Origin of the sequence: Scytonema millei VB511283 (assembly GCF_000817735.3) — a bacterium.
Classification (GTDB): domain Bacteria; phylum Cyanobacteriota; class Cyanobacteriia; order Cyanobacteriales; family Chroococcidiopsidaceae; genus Chroococcidiopsis; species Chroococcidiopsis millei_B.
Genome location: NZ_JTJC03000001.1, coordinates 948710 through 964862, shown reverse-complemented (window position 1 = coordinate 964862; position 16153 = coordinate 948710). Strand labels below are relative to the sequence as shown.

The 16153-nt window shown below is 45.9% G+C and carries 12 protein-coding genes and 1 pseudogene; 2 read left to right on the top strand and 11 right to left on the bottom strand.

Annotated features, from left to right (window positions below; genetic code table 11):
- Positions 1-22 precede the first annotated feature (22 nt).
- The 9 genes and pseudogenes from QH73_RS04340 to QH73_RS04300 form a co-directional block, all read right to left on the bottom strand.
- Entirely contained in the window at positions 23-1618 is a 1596-nt protein-coding gene (locus QH73_RS04340) for a cobyrinic acid a,c-diamide synthase CobB (protein WP_039715372.1), read from the bottom strand.
- Positions 1619-1669: 51 nt separating this feature from the next.
- On the bottom strand, positions 1670-3034 hold the full coding sequence (gene opcA / locus QH73_RS04335) for a glucose-6-phosphate dehydrogenase assembly protein OpcA (RefSeq protein ID WP_039715371.1): 1365 nt from the start codon (positions 3032-3034) through the stop codon (positions 1670-1672).
- A gap of 143 nt (positions 3035-3177) precedes the next feature.
- Positions 3178-4707: a glucose-6-phosphate dehydrogenase gene (gene zwf, locus QH73_RS04330; protein ID WP_039715370.1), complete on the bottom strand. Its 1530-nt coding sequence runs from the start codon at positions 4705-4707 to the stop codon at positions 3178-3180.
- 66 nt (positions 4708-4773) lie between these two features.
- Positions 4774-5919 carry a transaldolase gene (gene tal, locus QH73_RS04325; protein ID WP_039715369.1) on the bottom strand — a complete coding sequence of 382 codons (1146 nt, stop codon included), beginning with the start codon at positions 5917-5919 and terminating at the stop codon, positions 4774-4776.
- Positions 5920-6099: 180 nt separating this feature from the next.
- Positions 6100-7182, bottom strand: a complete 1083-nt coding sequence (gene fbp, locus QH73_RS04320) for a class 1 fructose-bisphosphatase (RefSeq protein ID WP_039715368.1) — start codon at positions 7180-7182, stop codon at positions 6100-6102.
- Positions 7183-7628: 446 nt separating this feature from the next.
- The gene (gene rbp, locus QH73_RS04315) at positions 7629-7943 is read right to left on the bottom strand and encodes an RNA-binding regulator (RefSeq protein ID WP_039715367.1); all 315 of its coding nucleotides are present in this window, start codon (positions 7941-7943) and stop codon (positions 7629-7631) included.
- Positions 7944-8282: 339 nt separating this feature from the next.
- Complete coding sequence (locus tag QH73_RS04310; RefSeq protein WP_039715366.1) at positions 8283-8501, bottom strand: ssl0294 family protein; 219 nt, start codon at positions 8499-8501, stop codon at positions 8283-8285.
- A gap of 202 nt (positions 8502-8703) precedes the next feature.
- Complete coding sequence (nrdJ, locus tag QH73_RS04305; RefSeq protein ID WP_039715365.1) at positions 8704-11049, bottom strand: ribonucleoside-triphosphate reductase, adenosylcobalamin-dependent; 2346 nt, start codon at positions 11047-11049, stop codon at positions 8704-8706.
- A 381-nt stretch (positions 11050-11430) separates the two neighbouring features.
- Positions 11431-11703, bottom strand: a pseudogene (locus tag QH73_RS04300) (FAD-dependent monooxygenase); the annotation flags it as partial.
- A 96-nt stretch (positions 11704-11799) separates the two neighbouring features.
- Between QH73_RS04300 and QH73_RS04295 the strand changes: the two are divergent.
- Entirely contained in the window at positions 11800-12630 is an 831-nt protein-coding gene (locus tag QH73_RS04295) for a hypothetical protein (protein WP_132866613.1), read from the top strand.
- Positions 12631-12718: 88 nt separating this feature from the next.
- On the opposite strand, the gene QH73_RS04290 is transcribed toward QH73_RS04295, so the two are convergent.
- Both QH73_RS04290 and QH73_RS04285 read right to left on the bottom strand, forming a co-directional pair.
- Complete coding sequence (locus QH73_RS04290) at positions 12719-12976, bottom strand: hypothetical protein (protein ID WP_052290012.1); 258 nt, start codon at positions 12974-12976, stop codon at positions 12719-12721.
- Positions 12973-13158, bottom strand: coding sequence for a hypothetical protein (locus tag QH73_RS04285; protein WP_039715362.1), 186 nt, complete (start codon positions 13156-13158; stop codon positions 12973-12975). Before QH73_RS04285 ends, QH73_RS04290 begins: the two co-directional genes overlap by 4 nt.
- A gap of 117 nt (positions 13159-13275) precedes the next feature.
- Here QH73_RS04285 and QH73_RS04280 point away from each other — a divergent pair, with 117 nt between their 5' ends.
- Positions 13276-16116 (top strand): valine--tRNA ligase, encoded by a 2841-nt coding sequence (locus tag QH73_RS04280; protein ID WP_039715361.1) that lies wholly within the window; start codon positions 13276-13278, stop codon positions 16114-16116.
- Positions 16117-16153: the final 37 nt, after the last annotated feature.

Here is a 16153-nt window from a genome sequence, read left to right as displayed (position 1 = left end):
CTTCGGCTGACGGAATTCGGAATTAACTCAATCCCCTTGAAGCTCTCCAAGAACCACAGTGTTGTAAAAACCGGGCGGGAATGTCGGGGCGCGTACCAAAATGGAGGTGGACGTAAGAAGCGTGTAGGTGAGGGAGTCGCCAGCCTTCGCTAACTGGGGGAGTGCTGAGTCCTTGGGTTTGAAATAGGGGTGGGGTTGGCAATTCTGATAAAGAAGAACGATGAAATTCATGCCCCCACACTGTGTCCCCAGTTTGTAATATGGGACTATCTTGGAGAGCAATGCAGTGACGATATCCCAAGGTAAGGCGAGAACCCATGACGCTAGCAGTGGGGATGACTCCTACCATTGACCAAGAATTCTGCTCAAAATCGATAATTTTATCGCATAAATACATTAATCCCCCACACTCTGCATATGTGGGCATTCCAGCTAAAATGGCTGTTTTTACTGAGGCGATCGCTCCTGTATTTGCGGCTAATTGTTGGGCGAAAACTTCGGGAAAGCCACCACCAAAATACAAGCCGTGGATATTTTCTGGTAATTCAGAATCAGTTAAGGGACTCCAAAATACTAACTCCGCCCCTAATTGTTGCAATAAGTCTAAGTTATCTTGGTAATAGAAATTAAAAGCGCGATCGCGCGCAACGGCAAGTCGAATTCGGAATTCGGAATTCGGAATTCGGAATTGGTGGTTTGGTAGTTGGTAGTTGGTAGTTGGTAGTTGACAGTTGACGGTTGACGGTTGACGGTTGTTTTTTGCTCTCTCAGCTCCCTCAGCTCCCTCAGCTCCCCCAGTTCCCTCAGCTCTCTTCCCCCCGACTCCCGACTCCCGACTCCCGACTCCCGCTTTCAACAAAGGCATTAATTTGTCCCAATCAAAACAGGTTTGGGCTAAGGTTGCTAATTGCTCGATAACGAGATCCAGTTGGGGAAGTTCGGCGGTGGGGACTAGACCGAGATGGCGATCGGGAATAGTAATATTATCGTGGCGGCGTAAAACACCGAGAATTGGTAAGTCTAGAGGTGCAAGGGCATCTTGTAATAATTGTAAGTGGCGATCGCTTCCGACTCGATTCAGCACGAATCCGACTATTTTGACACGGGGATCGAAGGAACGATAACCGTGGGCGATCGCGGCTACCGAACCAGACAGACGACTGCAATCTATAACCAGTACTACAGGTAGATCGAGTATGCGGGCGATGTGAGCGGTACTGGCAAAATTAATTGGTAGTTGGTAGTTGGTAGTTGGTGGTTGGTAGTTGGTAGTTGGTAGTTGGTAATTTTGACTTTTGACTTTTGACTTTTGACTTTTGACTTCTCCACTACCTATTCCGTCAAAGAGTCCCATCACTCCCTCTACGAGTGCATACTCAGATTGTTGGGTATGATGGATAAAGCATTGTTGGACGTAAGTTTCGGAAGTCAGTACGGGGTCTAGGTTGCGGCAGGGAGATCCGGTCACGTACAGATGAAACATCGGGTCGATATAATCTGGTCCTACCTTAAAAGACTGGACAGATAATTTTTGCCACCGACATAAAAAAGATAGTAGGGCAAGCGTCACGGTTGTTTTGCCTACCCCACTGCGTTCTCCAGCAATAATTAAAGTCATAGTTTAGGGTTGACAGTTGACAGTTAACGGTTGACAGTCAACCGTCAACTGTCAACTATTACTTAATTTAAGCATCTGTACTGTCACTGCCAGACTTTCTTCAAATAGTACGTCTCGTCCCCAGCGTTGTAGTTGCTGCGAGAGCAACTCTTCAGCACTTTGATCGGCAAGGGATGTCACTTGGTTGACGATCCCAGCTTGAGCGCCGCCGTGTGCCTCCATCCGCATACAGCCGGAGGTTTCGGAACACAAAACCGTAGAACAGTTGGCAGCTGGATTCGTAGATGTGAGGCGTAAAGCAATCAAATCTCCAGCTACATCACCGTCGCTAGCAGTCGGAACGCCAGCAATTTCTGCTTCGACTTCGCGATCGCCTTCTGCGATGAAGTAAAAGCGTTTGATGTCGTAGTCTCCCGTTTCTGTAGTAAGTTTGGTCGGTCGCCAGTTCAATCGACTTGCCAACCAGCCTAAAAACATCAAGGCTTGGGCAGAATTGCCTTTTTCATAGTCTATGGTGACGCGATCGACTTCCCCTAATGCAGCACGGCGCTGGGGTGGATCGAAGGCTTCTGCCGTCAACTCTTGCCAAGCAGCTAGCCGACTCCAGTTGACATCGAAAATTGTCATGCCTGCATCGATCAATTCTTGCAGCCGGATGAGATTGGTTTCGACTTGTGTAAAACTGTTGGAGTCGAAGATGACAGAGTTGCAAGAGGCTGCCAAACGCTTGAAGATCGGGTGATCGGGTTCTGGAGTAGCTTTCCACCAGAGAAATTTAGGCAAGCCACCAATTAATAAATCTGGAACCATGCCTACTATTCTTTCCAGTGCTTCCACGGTTCCCGTCAGGGTGATGTATTCACAACAGATCAAAGTTGTGGCGGACTGCTTCTGGATCGGACAGTATGCAGAAACTTGTGCTTTTACGCCCTCGTCTTCTCCGGTAACTGGACATAAAGCAATAATTCGACAAGGATTACGACTGGCGATCGCATCAGCTACAGCAGGGCTGCGGGTATCCATTGCGTAAGCTGTCGCTGCTGTGTTGCTATCTGCTACACCACGGCGTTTGCTTTGTTCTTCTCTAAGTTTTATCAGTAACTCTGGGCTAGATTTCCCTGTTTTTTCCAGTCCAAATACTTTTTGGGCTTCGCGAATTGCGGAAGCGGTGCGTGGTCCTGGGATGCCGTCGATTGGACCGCTGTAATATCCCAAAGCTGCCAGCAATTGTTGAGTTTCTTCTGGTTCGTAAACGATCAAAGTAAAGGTTTTGGCGCGAGTGGCGGCGGGCAGTTCCCCATCCTCACCAGCCACGCCATAACTTTGCCAAATCTGATTGAGTTCGGCTTCAATCTCGCTAACTGAGATATCCTTGGGAGCCTGAAGTGAGAAAATTGGAGCAGATTGAGTCACCATAGGACAGGATGAAAGATGAAGGATGAAGGATGAAACTAGCTATTAGCAATAGAGCGATCGCCACCTTTACCATCATTCCCGTAAATTGGTATTTGTAACAGATAGTCTGTATACAGATTGAGTGCCGATCGGTTCATTGCTATTTACAACCTACGCCAGCGACGACCATCTTGATCGATCAGTAATTCCGCCTCGGTTGGTTCCCACGTCCCTGCTTCGTATTGCGGGATAGTCGCGGGATCGGTGGGCAAATCCCAAACTGAAAGGGCTGGAGTCACCAATTGCCAAGCAGCTTCTACTTCGTCGGCTCTCGTAAATAGAGTTTGATCGCCCATCATGCAATCGAGTAAGAGGCGATCGTATGCGTCGGAAGTTGCTTGCAAGCCAAAGGAACCATAGGTAAAGTCCATATCTACAGAACGAGTCCGTAGAGTTCCTCCTGGCATTTTTACCTCAAAACGCAGCGAAATCCCCTCGTTGGGTTGAATTCGCAGCGCCAAGATATTAGCATTCATCTGCTGTGCTGCCGACTGAAACAACAAATTCGGTACTTCACGGAAATGAATTGAAATCTCCGAAACTTTTTTGGGCAAGCGCTTACCCGTCCGCAGATAAAAAGGCACGCCTTTCCAACGCCAGTTGTCGATCAAAAACTTCATCGCGACAAACGTGGGAGTTGTAGACTGGGGATTCACGCCTGGTTCTTCTCGATAACCAGGGACGCGCTTGCCTTTCATCCATCCCGCACTATATTGTCCTCGTACTGCCGCACGTTCCAAATTTTGAATATCTGCTAGGCGAGTCGCTTGAATCGCCTTCATTTTCTCCGTGCGGATTGAATCGGCATCTAGGGAATTAGGTGCTTCCATTGCTGTGAAGGCAAATAGTTGCATCAAGTGGTTTTGCAACATATCTCGCAATGCCCCAGAGCTTTCATAATATCCCGCTCTGTCTTCTACCCCGACTGTCTCGGCAACGGTAATTTGGACGTGATCGACAAACTGGCGGTTCCACAATGGTTCAAAGATGGCATTCCCAAAGCGAAATACCAGCAAATTTTGGACTGTTTCTTTGCCCAAATAGTGGTCGATGCGATAAACTTGTTCTTCTTTACAAACTTGCTGCACGACGCGGTTGAGCGATCGCGCCGTTCCCAAATCCCGACCGAAGGGCTTTTCAATCATCAAGCGGGTTTTGAGCGGATCTTTGAGCATTTCTGCTTTGCCCAACTGCTGGATGGCTTCAGCAAAAAACTTGGGTGAGACAGACAGGTAAAATACGCGGTTGCCTCTAGTTCCCCGCTTTTCGTCCAACTCTGCCAAAAAGTTTTTTAGCTTTTGATAGCTTTCGGGATTGTCAATATCTCCAGGACAATAAAATATGCCCTGAGAAAACTCTTGCCATAGGTCTTCCGAACCAATACCGTCAGAAAACTGCTCGATCCCCTCCCGCATTTGTTCGCGGAAGTAATCGTGACTCCATTCTCTGCGTGCTACGCCTACAATTGTAAATTCGGGTGGCAGGCGGCGTTCCCGTCTGAGTTTGTAGAGTGCTGGAACGAGTTTGCGCTGAGTCAGATCTCCCGACGCACCAAAAATGACTAAGATTTGCGGTTCGGGAACTCTCTGTTGTTGCAGCCCCACTCGTAAGGGATTTTCTAGCAACGTGACCATAGTAGTGAGTAATCAGTAGTGAGTGGCTAAGGGTACGAGCAAGGGCCTTGCTCGTACGTTAATTAATTACACGGGTGACAGCTTAGCAACCTTCTCTTCCAGGGACTGCATCAGCGATTCAAAGGGTTTAATGAATTTGTCGATCCCTTCCACGAGTAATTCGTCCATCACTTGGTCGATATCGATCGCCACATCTGGATCTTTTAAGTTTTCAATTAACTTGTATGCTTCCTCGACATTTGACTCGACGCGATTTGCTACATCGCAGTGGTCGGCACACGCATCAATCGTATTGGGTGGTAATGTATTGACTGTTTCTGGACCGATCAATTCGTTAACGTACATGACATCGTTGTAGTTAGGGTCTTTAGTGCTGGTGCTAGCCCACAGCAATCTCTGAACGTTTGCGCCTTTGGCGGCTAATGCTTGCCAGCGATCGCTTTGAATAATTTTCTTGTATTCTTGATAAGCAATCTTAGCGTTGGCGATCGCCACTTTCCCTCTGACGGCTCTTAATTTTGCTTCTTTCTCAATCCGGTCTACGCCTGCTTTGAGGGCAGCATCAATTTTACCGTCAATATTAGAATCGATCCGCGACAGGAAGAAGCTAGCCACAGAAGAAATCTTGCTAATATCCTTTCCTTCTGCCGCACGTTTTTCTAAACCGCGAATGTATGCCCAAGCTGTTTCGATGTAACTTTGAACTGAGAACAACAGCGTTACGTTAACGTTGATCCCTTCTGAGATAACTTGCTCAACCGCTGGTAAACCTGCATTAGTGCCGGGGATCTTAATCATCACGTTATCCCGCCCAATTTCTTGATAGTAACGACGGGCTTCGTTAATTGTCGCCTGTGTATCATGGGCGATCGTGGGAGGAACTTCAATGCTGACATATCCATCGAGTCCTTCGGAAGCGTCATATACGGGACGCAAGATATCGCAGGCATCGCGGATATCTTTAAATACTAAGGATTCGTAAATTTTATAAGTCGGCAATCCCGCCCGAATCCCTGCTTCGATATCAGCATCGTAGATCGCATTACCCGCGATCGCTTTTTCAAAAATTGCTGGGTTAGAAGTGATCCCGCAAATCCCTTGATTCTCAACTAAATTCTTCAGCTCTCCAGACTGAACTAAGTCACGGGTCAAATTATCCATCCAAATGCTTTGACCGTATTCTTTGATCTCTAGTAAATGATTTGTTGCCATGATATTTGTATTTCTCAACTCTTCATTGGTTTACTAATTGGGGAGTGAGGAGCGAGGAGTGAGGGGATAAAGAATTAATTGAATTCGCAATTCATAATTAAATTCTTTCGACGCTCCCTCCGCTCCCTCAGCTTCCTCAGCAACCTTGCGCTCTCTTCTTCCCCTAACCCCTAACCCCTCTCATTGAGGTATGCGTGCTTGCGCCCGAATGTTCTTCTCTTCTTGGGCTTGGGCGTGTCGCTGAATAAAGGACTCAACTAATGCCACGTCATCTTTACTACCAATAATCAACGGAGTGCGTTGATGCAGTTTTTCAGGCACGACATCCATGATGTCTTGGGTTCCCGTACTTGCTCTGCCTCCTGCCTGCTCGACCAAAAATGCTAAGGGAGCAGATTCATACAGTAGGCGAATTTTACCTTCTGGTTTTTTCACCGTGCCAGGGTAAAGGAACACGCCACCTTGCACTAAAATCCGATGAATGTCACCTACCATAGCTCCACTGTAGCGTGCGGTATAGCCTTCTGTGCGGTGGACGTAACGAATGTATTCTCGGATCGATTCATCCCATTGCCAGAAGTTGCCTTCGTTGACACTATAAACCGAACCGTGTTGCGGCAGTTGAATATTTTCTTCCGAAAGTATGAATTCTCCAAGGCTGGGATCGAGAGTAAAAGAATGTACGCCCTTGCCGATGGAATACACCAAGATGGTGCTAGGACCGTAGAGGATATATCCTGCCGCAATTTGTTTGCTTCCCAATTGCAGTAAGTCTTTTGCCTCTCCATCTAGATCGTTGCCTTCCTGCTGTCGGATGGCGAAGATCGATCCCAGACTCATATTAATATCTGTATTGGATGAACCATCGATTGGGTCGTAAAGCAAGGTATAACGACCAATCGGACAGTTTTCAGGAATGTAATATGGCTGCTCCATTTCTTCGGAAGCCAAGCGACAGACTAAACCGCTCTGCTTGAAAACCGAGATAAAGACATCGTTGGCATAAACGTCCAACTTTTTGACTGATTCCCCTTGTACGTTCACATCTCCGGTAAATCCCAGTACGCCTTCCATCAATCCCGCACGACTGAGGTGACGCGAGATTAACTTGCCAGCGAGGGCAATGCGACTCATTAAGGCACTCAGATCTTGGGCATCAGCAGAAAAACTTTGCAACTGTTGTAGGACGTGTCGAGACAGTGTTGTACAATCCCGACCTAGTGCAGATTCGTAATCTATTGAGTGTTGGACAGCTTCAGCCATAACGATCGCTCTCTCTGTAGATGAGGGCATGTTGCAAGATTTACCAATAAGGCAGCACCCTGCACTACTATCTTAGGAACTGAATCTAATAGTGGAATCTGACTTTAGATAAACTATAGAAATCACTGCACCTTGCCACGCGCGATCGCCACAATCGTGTTACCAAACGATTGCGAAATCCGGCGATCGCGGATCGAGCTTCAGAGTCTTATTTTTCCAAGCAATGCCGTCAAGCCATCAGTCTAGTTCTTGCCAAGAGCGATTGACAACATGCATTGAACTGATGGCAAGCATTAGATCGATTTTGAGCGCGATCGACAAAACACCGACCAGCAATTATCAGTGTCAGATGCTTAACTGGTCAGTGAAAGGCTTGACCCAAATTCATCAGATTTCAAGTATTAATCTTGTTCCGAGTAGTTTCCTACAGAGCGGGGTGGTTGTAACTACTCCTGACCAAATCTTGCCCTCACTCCGGCTCCGTTACGCCGATATCCACCGCCGCCACCACCATTTTCTTCGCGGGGTTTAGCTTTATTGACTCGCAGCTGTCTTCCCATCCATTCTGCACCATCTAATTCAGCGATCGCTGATTCTTCTTGGGCATCTTCACCCATGTCAACGAAAGCAAATCCGCGCATTCTGCCAGTTTCCCGATCCATCGGTAGGACAATGCGCTTGATCGTGCCATATTCTGCGAATACAGTTCTCAGGTCTTCTTCCGTAGCGCGGTAAGAAAGGTTTCCAACGTAGATAGTCATAATCGGTCGCGTAAGTCTGAACAGAGAGTCAAGTTCAGTCGAGAAATCGAACCTAAAAATTTGCAGTTTTGGCAAACACCAGATTTCAAATTTATCAGTAATCTAGCTTTCAAGATAGACAACCCCAGTCGGTAGCAGCTTCTCAAATTTAACCAGTTACAGGACTGAACTTACACTTACGCATATCATATCGTATGGTTTGTTTATCAAAGGTCTTCTGTATTACAAATACTGCCTAAAAAATTTCCAATAGTTATCATTTAATCTGTTAACTGTTAACAGTTGACAATCATCACTGTAGAGGCGCGAAAGATCGCGTCTCTACGTAACTCTCTACCTCTACTCGATAGAAATGCTTTGGGGACCGCTAGTTTTGCCGTTGCGATCGCCAGATGTGGAAGAATTGTAGCTGGAAGAATCAAACTGGCGATCGAGCCAACTTTTGACTGGATCGTCAGCTAGGCTGAGGTGCAGTACCCCAGAGACAAATCCTCCTAAAAAAGAAACTGGGTGCTGTACCAATTCCTTAAAAATAGGTGCTAGTTCGTCTACAAACATATTTGAATTTCCTCTATGCGTGGCTGCATCTGTACTGTTTGAAATTCTAGCTTTTTAGTTGAGAGGTGTGAGGAGCGAGGAGCGAGGAGCGAGGAGCGAGGGAAAGAGAGTGATGCGTGGCTAGTGGCAGGTGACTAGTGCCTAGAATTGCTCCCTTGTCCCCCTTGTCCCCACTCCCTTGTCTCCCTTATCCCCTCACCCCTCACCCCTCACTCCTCGCCCCTTCCTGGTGAGGAAAGAGGCATTTATCTGAGTCGCACCCTGCTGGACCTGCTTCATCTAACTCTTGCGCATCATAGCGGCTGAGGGCAGTATAAAAATCATGCACTTGCCGTCGGGAATGCACTTGTTGCATTAATTCTTCGTACTTAGCTTTGGTTATCGGTTCAAATGGCAAGCGGGGGAAAGTTTGTAAGTCGTCAAATCTGGCTAATAAGGCAGCACTAATATAGCCTTCATCGTTTTGAATGGTTTCATAAATTCGCGTCCCTAATGCTTCTACCTCGTTTTCTCGCAACTCAATTGTTGCGGAAGTGTTGTGAGTTACATAGTATTTCTGCACTTGCATGTAGAAATCCATTTGGGCTAGAGCGCTAAATTTACTAATTTCAATTTCATCAGCACCAGGTAAATCTGCCCAAGGCACGGCGACAGGAATTTCTACCAACCATTCCATACAACGAGGATCGAAGGGGTCGTTCAACAAATTGCCATTTTCGTCTTTATCCGATTGGGAGGGAACGACACCATAACCGTAGTCAATGCAAGCTAGTGCCACTGGATCGTTTTTGCGGAAAGTAATCCGACGAATAAAACGTTGGGCTTTGGGAGGATGCCAGCCAGGAGACGCGCCAGTCAGTAGAGATTTAGTACCGCTAGGTTGGACGGTAGTACAGCGATTCGGGCGTTTAATGTTATGGCGATCGCAATATTCCCACACAACGCGAAACACGAGATCGCGCCAACGACTGAGATACTCCCTTTCTTCATTTCTAAAATACTCCGCCAAATTCTCATTTCCGAATTCCGAATTTTGAATTTTGAATTCTGCCGGTCTTCCTTGTTCCCACCAGCGCAACCAATCGACACCAAAAGCACGGACGAAGAAATCGAATAATCCCGTGAAAGAAACACCTACAATTGGGTCTAATTCGCGACTGAATTGATAGCGAGGTTCAAGGAATTTATGATTCAACAAAGAAGCAACAGATAATGCGCCTGCGGTGAAAGCTTCTTCTTGTTCTTTGTCATTTTTGGGATCGATTTGATTTAGATGAACCTCCGATAAGTTGCAGTGGAAATTACCACCCAAAATTTCGCCACATGGGTTCAAACCATATCTTGAAAGCCTATGTTCTAGTTCGGAATCTGTTATTTCTAGATGGCGCTCTTTCAGCCAGATGTGAGCTTTTTCTTTTGAAGTTACGTATGTTTTAACAAACTCTTGCTTTAGTGCTTGACTACTTAAAAAATCTGCATTGCTACGGGCGATCGCTTCTGGCGCATACTGGATTGCTCCTTCACCAGAATAATATTGACTGCGAACGGCATTGATACATTCTTCTAAAGTTGGCTTTTGATGAAATACGCGAGTATGATTCGCCATTCTCAACGCATCGCGTTCGGGATCGATCCGCCAATTCCCATTTTCATCTTGTTGCCAAAGGTTATTTTTAGCATTAGCAAATAATTCATCATTGCTAGTTCCTTGACGCATCCCTGCGCTTCTTCTAACATTTCCGGCAACTACAACAACGGCAGCTTCATCTATTAATAAACAACACTCAACCGAATTCAGTTTTCTGCCTACGGCTTTATTTAAAATTGCCGCGCAGCGTTGATACAATTCTGGCAATTTAATCGGGTTAGCAACGCCGCCAAAACCTTTTAATATTTCTCCTGCCGGACGGATATTGCCAAGATTGACGCTGACATGTACGATATCCGAAAAACTCTCGTTGGTTGATAGCTCCAACAGAGTTTGATAAGACTTGACCCAACCTCGACGGCTATCGCCCACGAGAATACTAACGATATTACCTTCGATTTGTACTTCTGTCTCGTCCTGCCGTTCTGAAGCGGGCGTTGTGCCGATTTCTCCTTCTACGGTGACGTGGAGGCGGTTGCGAATCACGGGAAGTTGGTTAATGTACTGGGGTTCGAGAATTGCACCCGTACCGCAGCCCATCATTGCCAAGTCCATCATCAAGCCAAAAGCCCGCCAGTCTACTACGTTGGTAGAAGTACAGTTATAAGCGCCGGAAAAGTTTTCTTGGCGAGAAATCCATTCCGTACCTCCTACCCACAGCCAGCGCCCGCTAGGGAGAGATTTCATCTCCTTTTGCATTTTTTCGAGAATCGCGGCTTCTGCTGGGGTGAGTTTACCCAATTCTACTAGCCCGCGCAGGGTGCGATCGCATACTTGTTCCCAAGTTTCGCGCCCACCTCCTATCCGCCGACTATACGTCCTGAAGAAGACTGGATTTGCAGCTGGGGCAGTTTCGGGAAACTGGCTGGTTGGGTTTAAGCGCTGTAGCTCTCGCACCATAGGTAAGATATTTAGGAAAAAGGTTTGACTGGAAAAAAAGCCTTAGCAGTTAAAGGCAATAGATTAAGACTATACGCGATTTACATATAGTGGTAAAGATTGAAAAATTAGGAAATATGCGCTAGTCGTAGAGACAGTGACCAGCGATCGGTGACCAGTGACCAGTTATCAGCGTCGATTAATTCCGAATTCCGAATTCCTCCTACACGCTACACCTTTCTTGCTTCACTACTCACTTTTATAGCGGTTTTCAATTGGGTAAAATACACGTTCGTAGGGGCGCACAGCCGTGCGCCCCTACCTGTGTCACGCATACAATCAAAAATTGCTATCAAAAGTTAAGTTTTTACATGCACGGGCATTAACCCAAAGACAATGAACCGCGCTAGCAAGTCGCGCAGAATTGACGGCTAAGCCCAATTCCGCCATAATCTCCATCACAGACGGGTGAATGGTATCACCTCGAAAGTCGCGATCCAAGTCTTTGTGCGCTTCTAGCAGCATCACGGGTATACCTTGACGCGCCAGCAGCGCCAATACTGCCCCTGCGGAACCATAGCCTACGACACAGCAATCTGTCGTTTGCCTATCTAAAATTTCATGCTGCGGGGATACAGCATCAGTTGGCGATATGGGAGTTGTATTGTTAGTCATACCAAAAACTCCTTTAAATGAGTATTTACAGAGCTTCAGCCACACAAATTAACAGTTAAGTAGATTGGAATTGAGCAAGACAATATGTTAAAAATTATGCTAGTTATACAAAAAATTAAGTTTGGCTGTCACGCAATTAAGACGATATCAATATTGTGCTTGCTGCTTCTAGTATCGTGCGGCGATCGCGAACCTGACGCATCTATTTCTAGTCAGCCGCCTCAGCAAGAATCGGCTATGAGTCAATCTTCCGAGCAAAAAGCACAGACTCCGATATTTATCACAGACTATCCTCCATCGTATCCGCTCGATCTTTTGACAACAGGTAGTTATTTTCATGGGAACGAAGTTCAAGCACAATCGGGAGAACAATGGTTAGGACTGTTCTCTACAGCACAAGGTTTTGAATTATTACCAACAAAAATTACTGTTAATACTGTTCGTGACTACGTACTCGATATAGATGAGACAAAGAAAACCGGGAAAGAAATTCTTGTGGACGGAAAAAACACACCTATTTTCTTAGTTAAAGGTTCAATTCCTCTGAAGCCTGGGATAGTTAAAACTGTGTTTTCAGGAAATGCAAAGTTTTCTCCCAATAGCCCGCCCTTAAGTGTCGCTCTCAATCTTGAATCTGGAAATATCTACCAAATATCGGTTAAAGAACGGCAAAACCCTGAAACTATATATCACGCTCTTTTAGTTTATTCTGGGAAAGATAGTATATTCCAAGAAATTTCGTCTTGTTGTGACGATGGCTCTACCACATTACTTTGGGCTGGCGATCTAGATCGAGATGGAAAACTCGATCTGCTTATAGATATATCAAATCATTATCATGTTTCTCTTCTCACACTGTTTTTATCATCAACCAATCAGAATAAATTATTAGAACCAGTAGGTCAATTTAAAACTACGGGATGTTAATAGCTAGCAGTCTGATTGGTTCGGCAGCGATTGATAAGATTGATAAGTTGAGCGATCGTCCCAGCAGACATTAAAATTTAGTACAAGGCTAAGAATCAGCTTCGATTTCCTCTTTTAGTAATGGCGTTGCAGTTAAATTACCTGACTTTTCTCGAACTTGAAATAACTGTCGCACTAAGGATAATGCTTCTTGTCTTTCTTCATCAGTTAAATAATCTTGTCCTTTCAGACCAGCGCGATAACCCTTATGAGTTCCCTTGGCTTCGATGTAGCGTTGCTTGCCAGTATTCAAAATTTCTGTAAATCTTTCATATTGCTGTTTTTGTAATTCAGATGGTTCTCTCATAAATCTGACCGCCAGTTAGTTGGAACTACTTCACCGTCATGCTGAATAACAGAAATTGGTAAAACAGGGCTAGGAGTTTGGATATACCAGTCGCCTGTACTTTCATCATAAAAGCCATTTTGTAGTAAATCTAGCGTATCGAGGGCATTAACAATTAAATATTGTTCCTCTGTAGGTTCCATTCAGATTTGTCTTGTACGTTGACTTTGGCAATTCTACAGGAATCAGAAACCGTTCTACCTCCACCCTGCCCTATGGCAAAATATTAAATAATTCACTGCATCTTTCGTCTTCCCGACATGACAGCAACCATTCCTAACCTGCCCAGCCTCTACGACCCCTTCACCACTGAAGCCAAGTGGCAAAAATTCTGGGAAGACAACCAAGTGTATAAAGCAGACCCCCAGCGCGGCGGGGAACCCTACTGTATCGTCATTCCTCCTCCAAACGTGACTGGTAGCCTTCATATGGGTCACGCCTTTGATAACACGCTGATAGATTCCCTAATCCGCTACCATCGCATGAAGGGATATAACGCCCTATATCTCCCTGGAACCGACCACGCCAGTATTGCAGTCCACACAATATTAGAAAAGCAACTGCAAGCAGAAGGCAAGACCCGCTACGAACTGGGACGAGAGAAATTTCTCGAACGCGCTTGGCAGTGGAAAGAATCATCTAAGGGTACAATTGTCGGTCAACTGCGCCGCTTGGGAGTTTCCGTAGATTGGTCGCGGGAACGCTTCACGATGGATGAAGGCTTAAACAAAGCCGTTGTCGAAGAGTTTGTCCGATTTCACGAAGAAGGACTGATTTATCGCAGCAAATATTTAGTGAATTGGTGTCCCGCAACTCAGTCAGCAGTATCCGATTTAGAAGTAGAAAATAAAGAAGTCAACGGGCATTTATGGCACTTCCGCTATCCATTAACTGATGGATCTGGGTCTGTAGAAGTAGCAACAACACGACCAGAGACAATGTTAGGTGATACGGCTGTCGCGGTAAATCCAAATGACGATCGCTACAAACATTTAATTGGTCAAACCCTAACTTTGCCAATTATGCAGCGAGAAATTCCCGTGATTGGCGATGAATTTGTCGATCCTGAATTTGGGACGGGTTGCGTTAAAGTGACTCCTGCCCACGACCCGAACGATTTTGAGATGGGTCAGCGTCACGATCTGCCGTTTATTAATATTATGAATAAAGACGGCACGCTGAATGAAAATGCAGGAGATTTTCAAGGACAAGATCGATTTGTTGCCCGTAAAAATGTCGTCCAACGTTTAGAAACTGAAGGATTTCTCGTCAAAGTAGAAGAATACAAACACGCCGTACCGTATAGCGATCGCGGAAAGGTTCCAATTGAGCCACTACTTTCAACTCAGTGGTTCGTCAAAATTCGTCCTTTAGCCGATCGCACTCTATCATTTTTGGACGAAAAAAATTCACCTCAGTTCGTCCCTCAACGCTGGACAAAAGTTTATCGCGACTGGCTAGTTAAACTCAGAGATTGGTGTATTTCGCGTCAACTGTGGTGGGGACACCAAATTCCGGCTTGGTATGCTGTCAGCGAGACAGGCGGAGAAATCTGCGATAACACGCCGTTTGTTGTGGCGCGAAGTGAGGCAGAAGCGCGGGAAAAAGCTGCTTCACAATTTGGCACAGATGTCAAGCTAGAACAAGATCCAGACGTATTAGATACGTGGTTTTCTTCAGGACTGTGGCCCTTTTCCACTTTAGGCTGGCCCGATCGCACCGAAGATTTAGAATTTTACTATCCTACCGCTACCTTAGTCACGGGATTTGACATCATCTTCTTCTGGGTAGCAAGAATGACGATGTTAGGGGGACATTTTACCGGACAGATGCCGTTCAAGGATGTCTACATTCACGGGTTGGTATTGGATGAAAACGGCAAGAAGATGTCCAAGTCAGCGGGAAATGGTATCGATCCGCTGTTACTCATGGATAAATATGGAACAGATGCCTTGCGCTATACCCTAGTGAAAGAAGTTGTCGGCGCGGGACAAGATATTCGACTGGATTACAATCGCGAAAAAGATGAATCGGCTTCTGTGGAAGCATCCCGCAACTTCGCGAATAAATTGTGGAACGCCGCCCGTTTCGTGATGATGAATTTGGATGGCAAAACTCCGCAACAATTGAGATCCCCCCTCAATCCCCCCTTGATAAGGGGGGAAGAAACAGATTCTCTTGCGACTCCCGTACGGGCGGGTTTTGAACGAGAATCTATTGGCTTAACTGACGATCTTTCGCTAAACCCGCTCCTACAATTATCGGATCGCTGGATTCTCTCTCGTTATCATCAGGTTGTCAAACAATCAACAGATTACATCGATAACTACGGATTAGGAGAAGCGGCAAAAGGTTTGTATGACTTCATCTGGGGCGATTTCTGCGACTGGTATATCGAATTAGTCAAATCTCGGCTATTTCAGAAAGATGCTGAAGGCGCAGCGTCACGGCTGGTAGCACAGCAAACTCTAGCCTACGTTTTAGAAGGTATTCTCAAACTCCTGCATCCCTTCATGCCTCATATTACTGAGGAAATTTGGCACACGCTGACGCAAGCAGAAGAGGGGCAAAGCATATCCGTACAGGCTTATCCAGAATCGGATGCGACTCTAATCGATCCAGAATTGGAACAGCAATTTGAGTTGTTAATTGAGGCAATTCGTACCCTGCGCAACCTACGGGCGGAAGCAGGAATTAAGCCAGGAGTCAAGGTAAAAGCGGTAATGCAAAGTGAAAGCGATCGCGAACGCCAAATTTTGACTAATAGTGAAGCTTACATTCAAGATCTTGCCAAAGTCGAGTCACTCACGATAACTTCAGCTTTAGATACGGCATTAGAACCCGCGATCGCCGATGTTGTCGGTACGGTACAAGTCTTAATTCCCTTAGCGGGAGTCGTTGATATTGCCGTACTCAAAGCTAAGCTAGAAAAAAGCCTTAGTAAAGCCCAAGCTGAAGCCAAATCTCTTTCGGCGCGACTATCTAACCCTACCTTTGTTGATAAAGCCCCTGCTGATGTCGTCCAAGGCGCTAAGGATGCTTTAGCCGAAGCCGAAAAACAAATTGAAATTCTCCAAGCCCGATTGCGACTGCTCAATTAAACTAAAAGTCAAAAGTCAAAAGTCAAAACTGAACGCA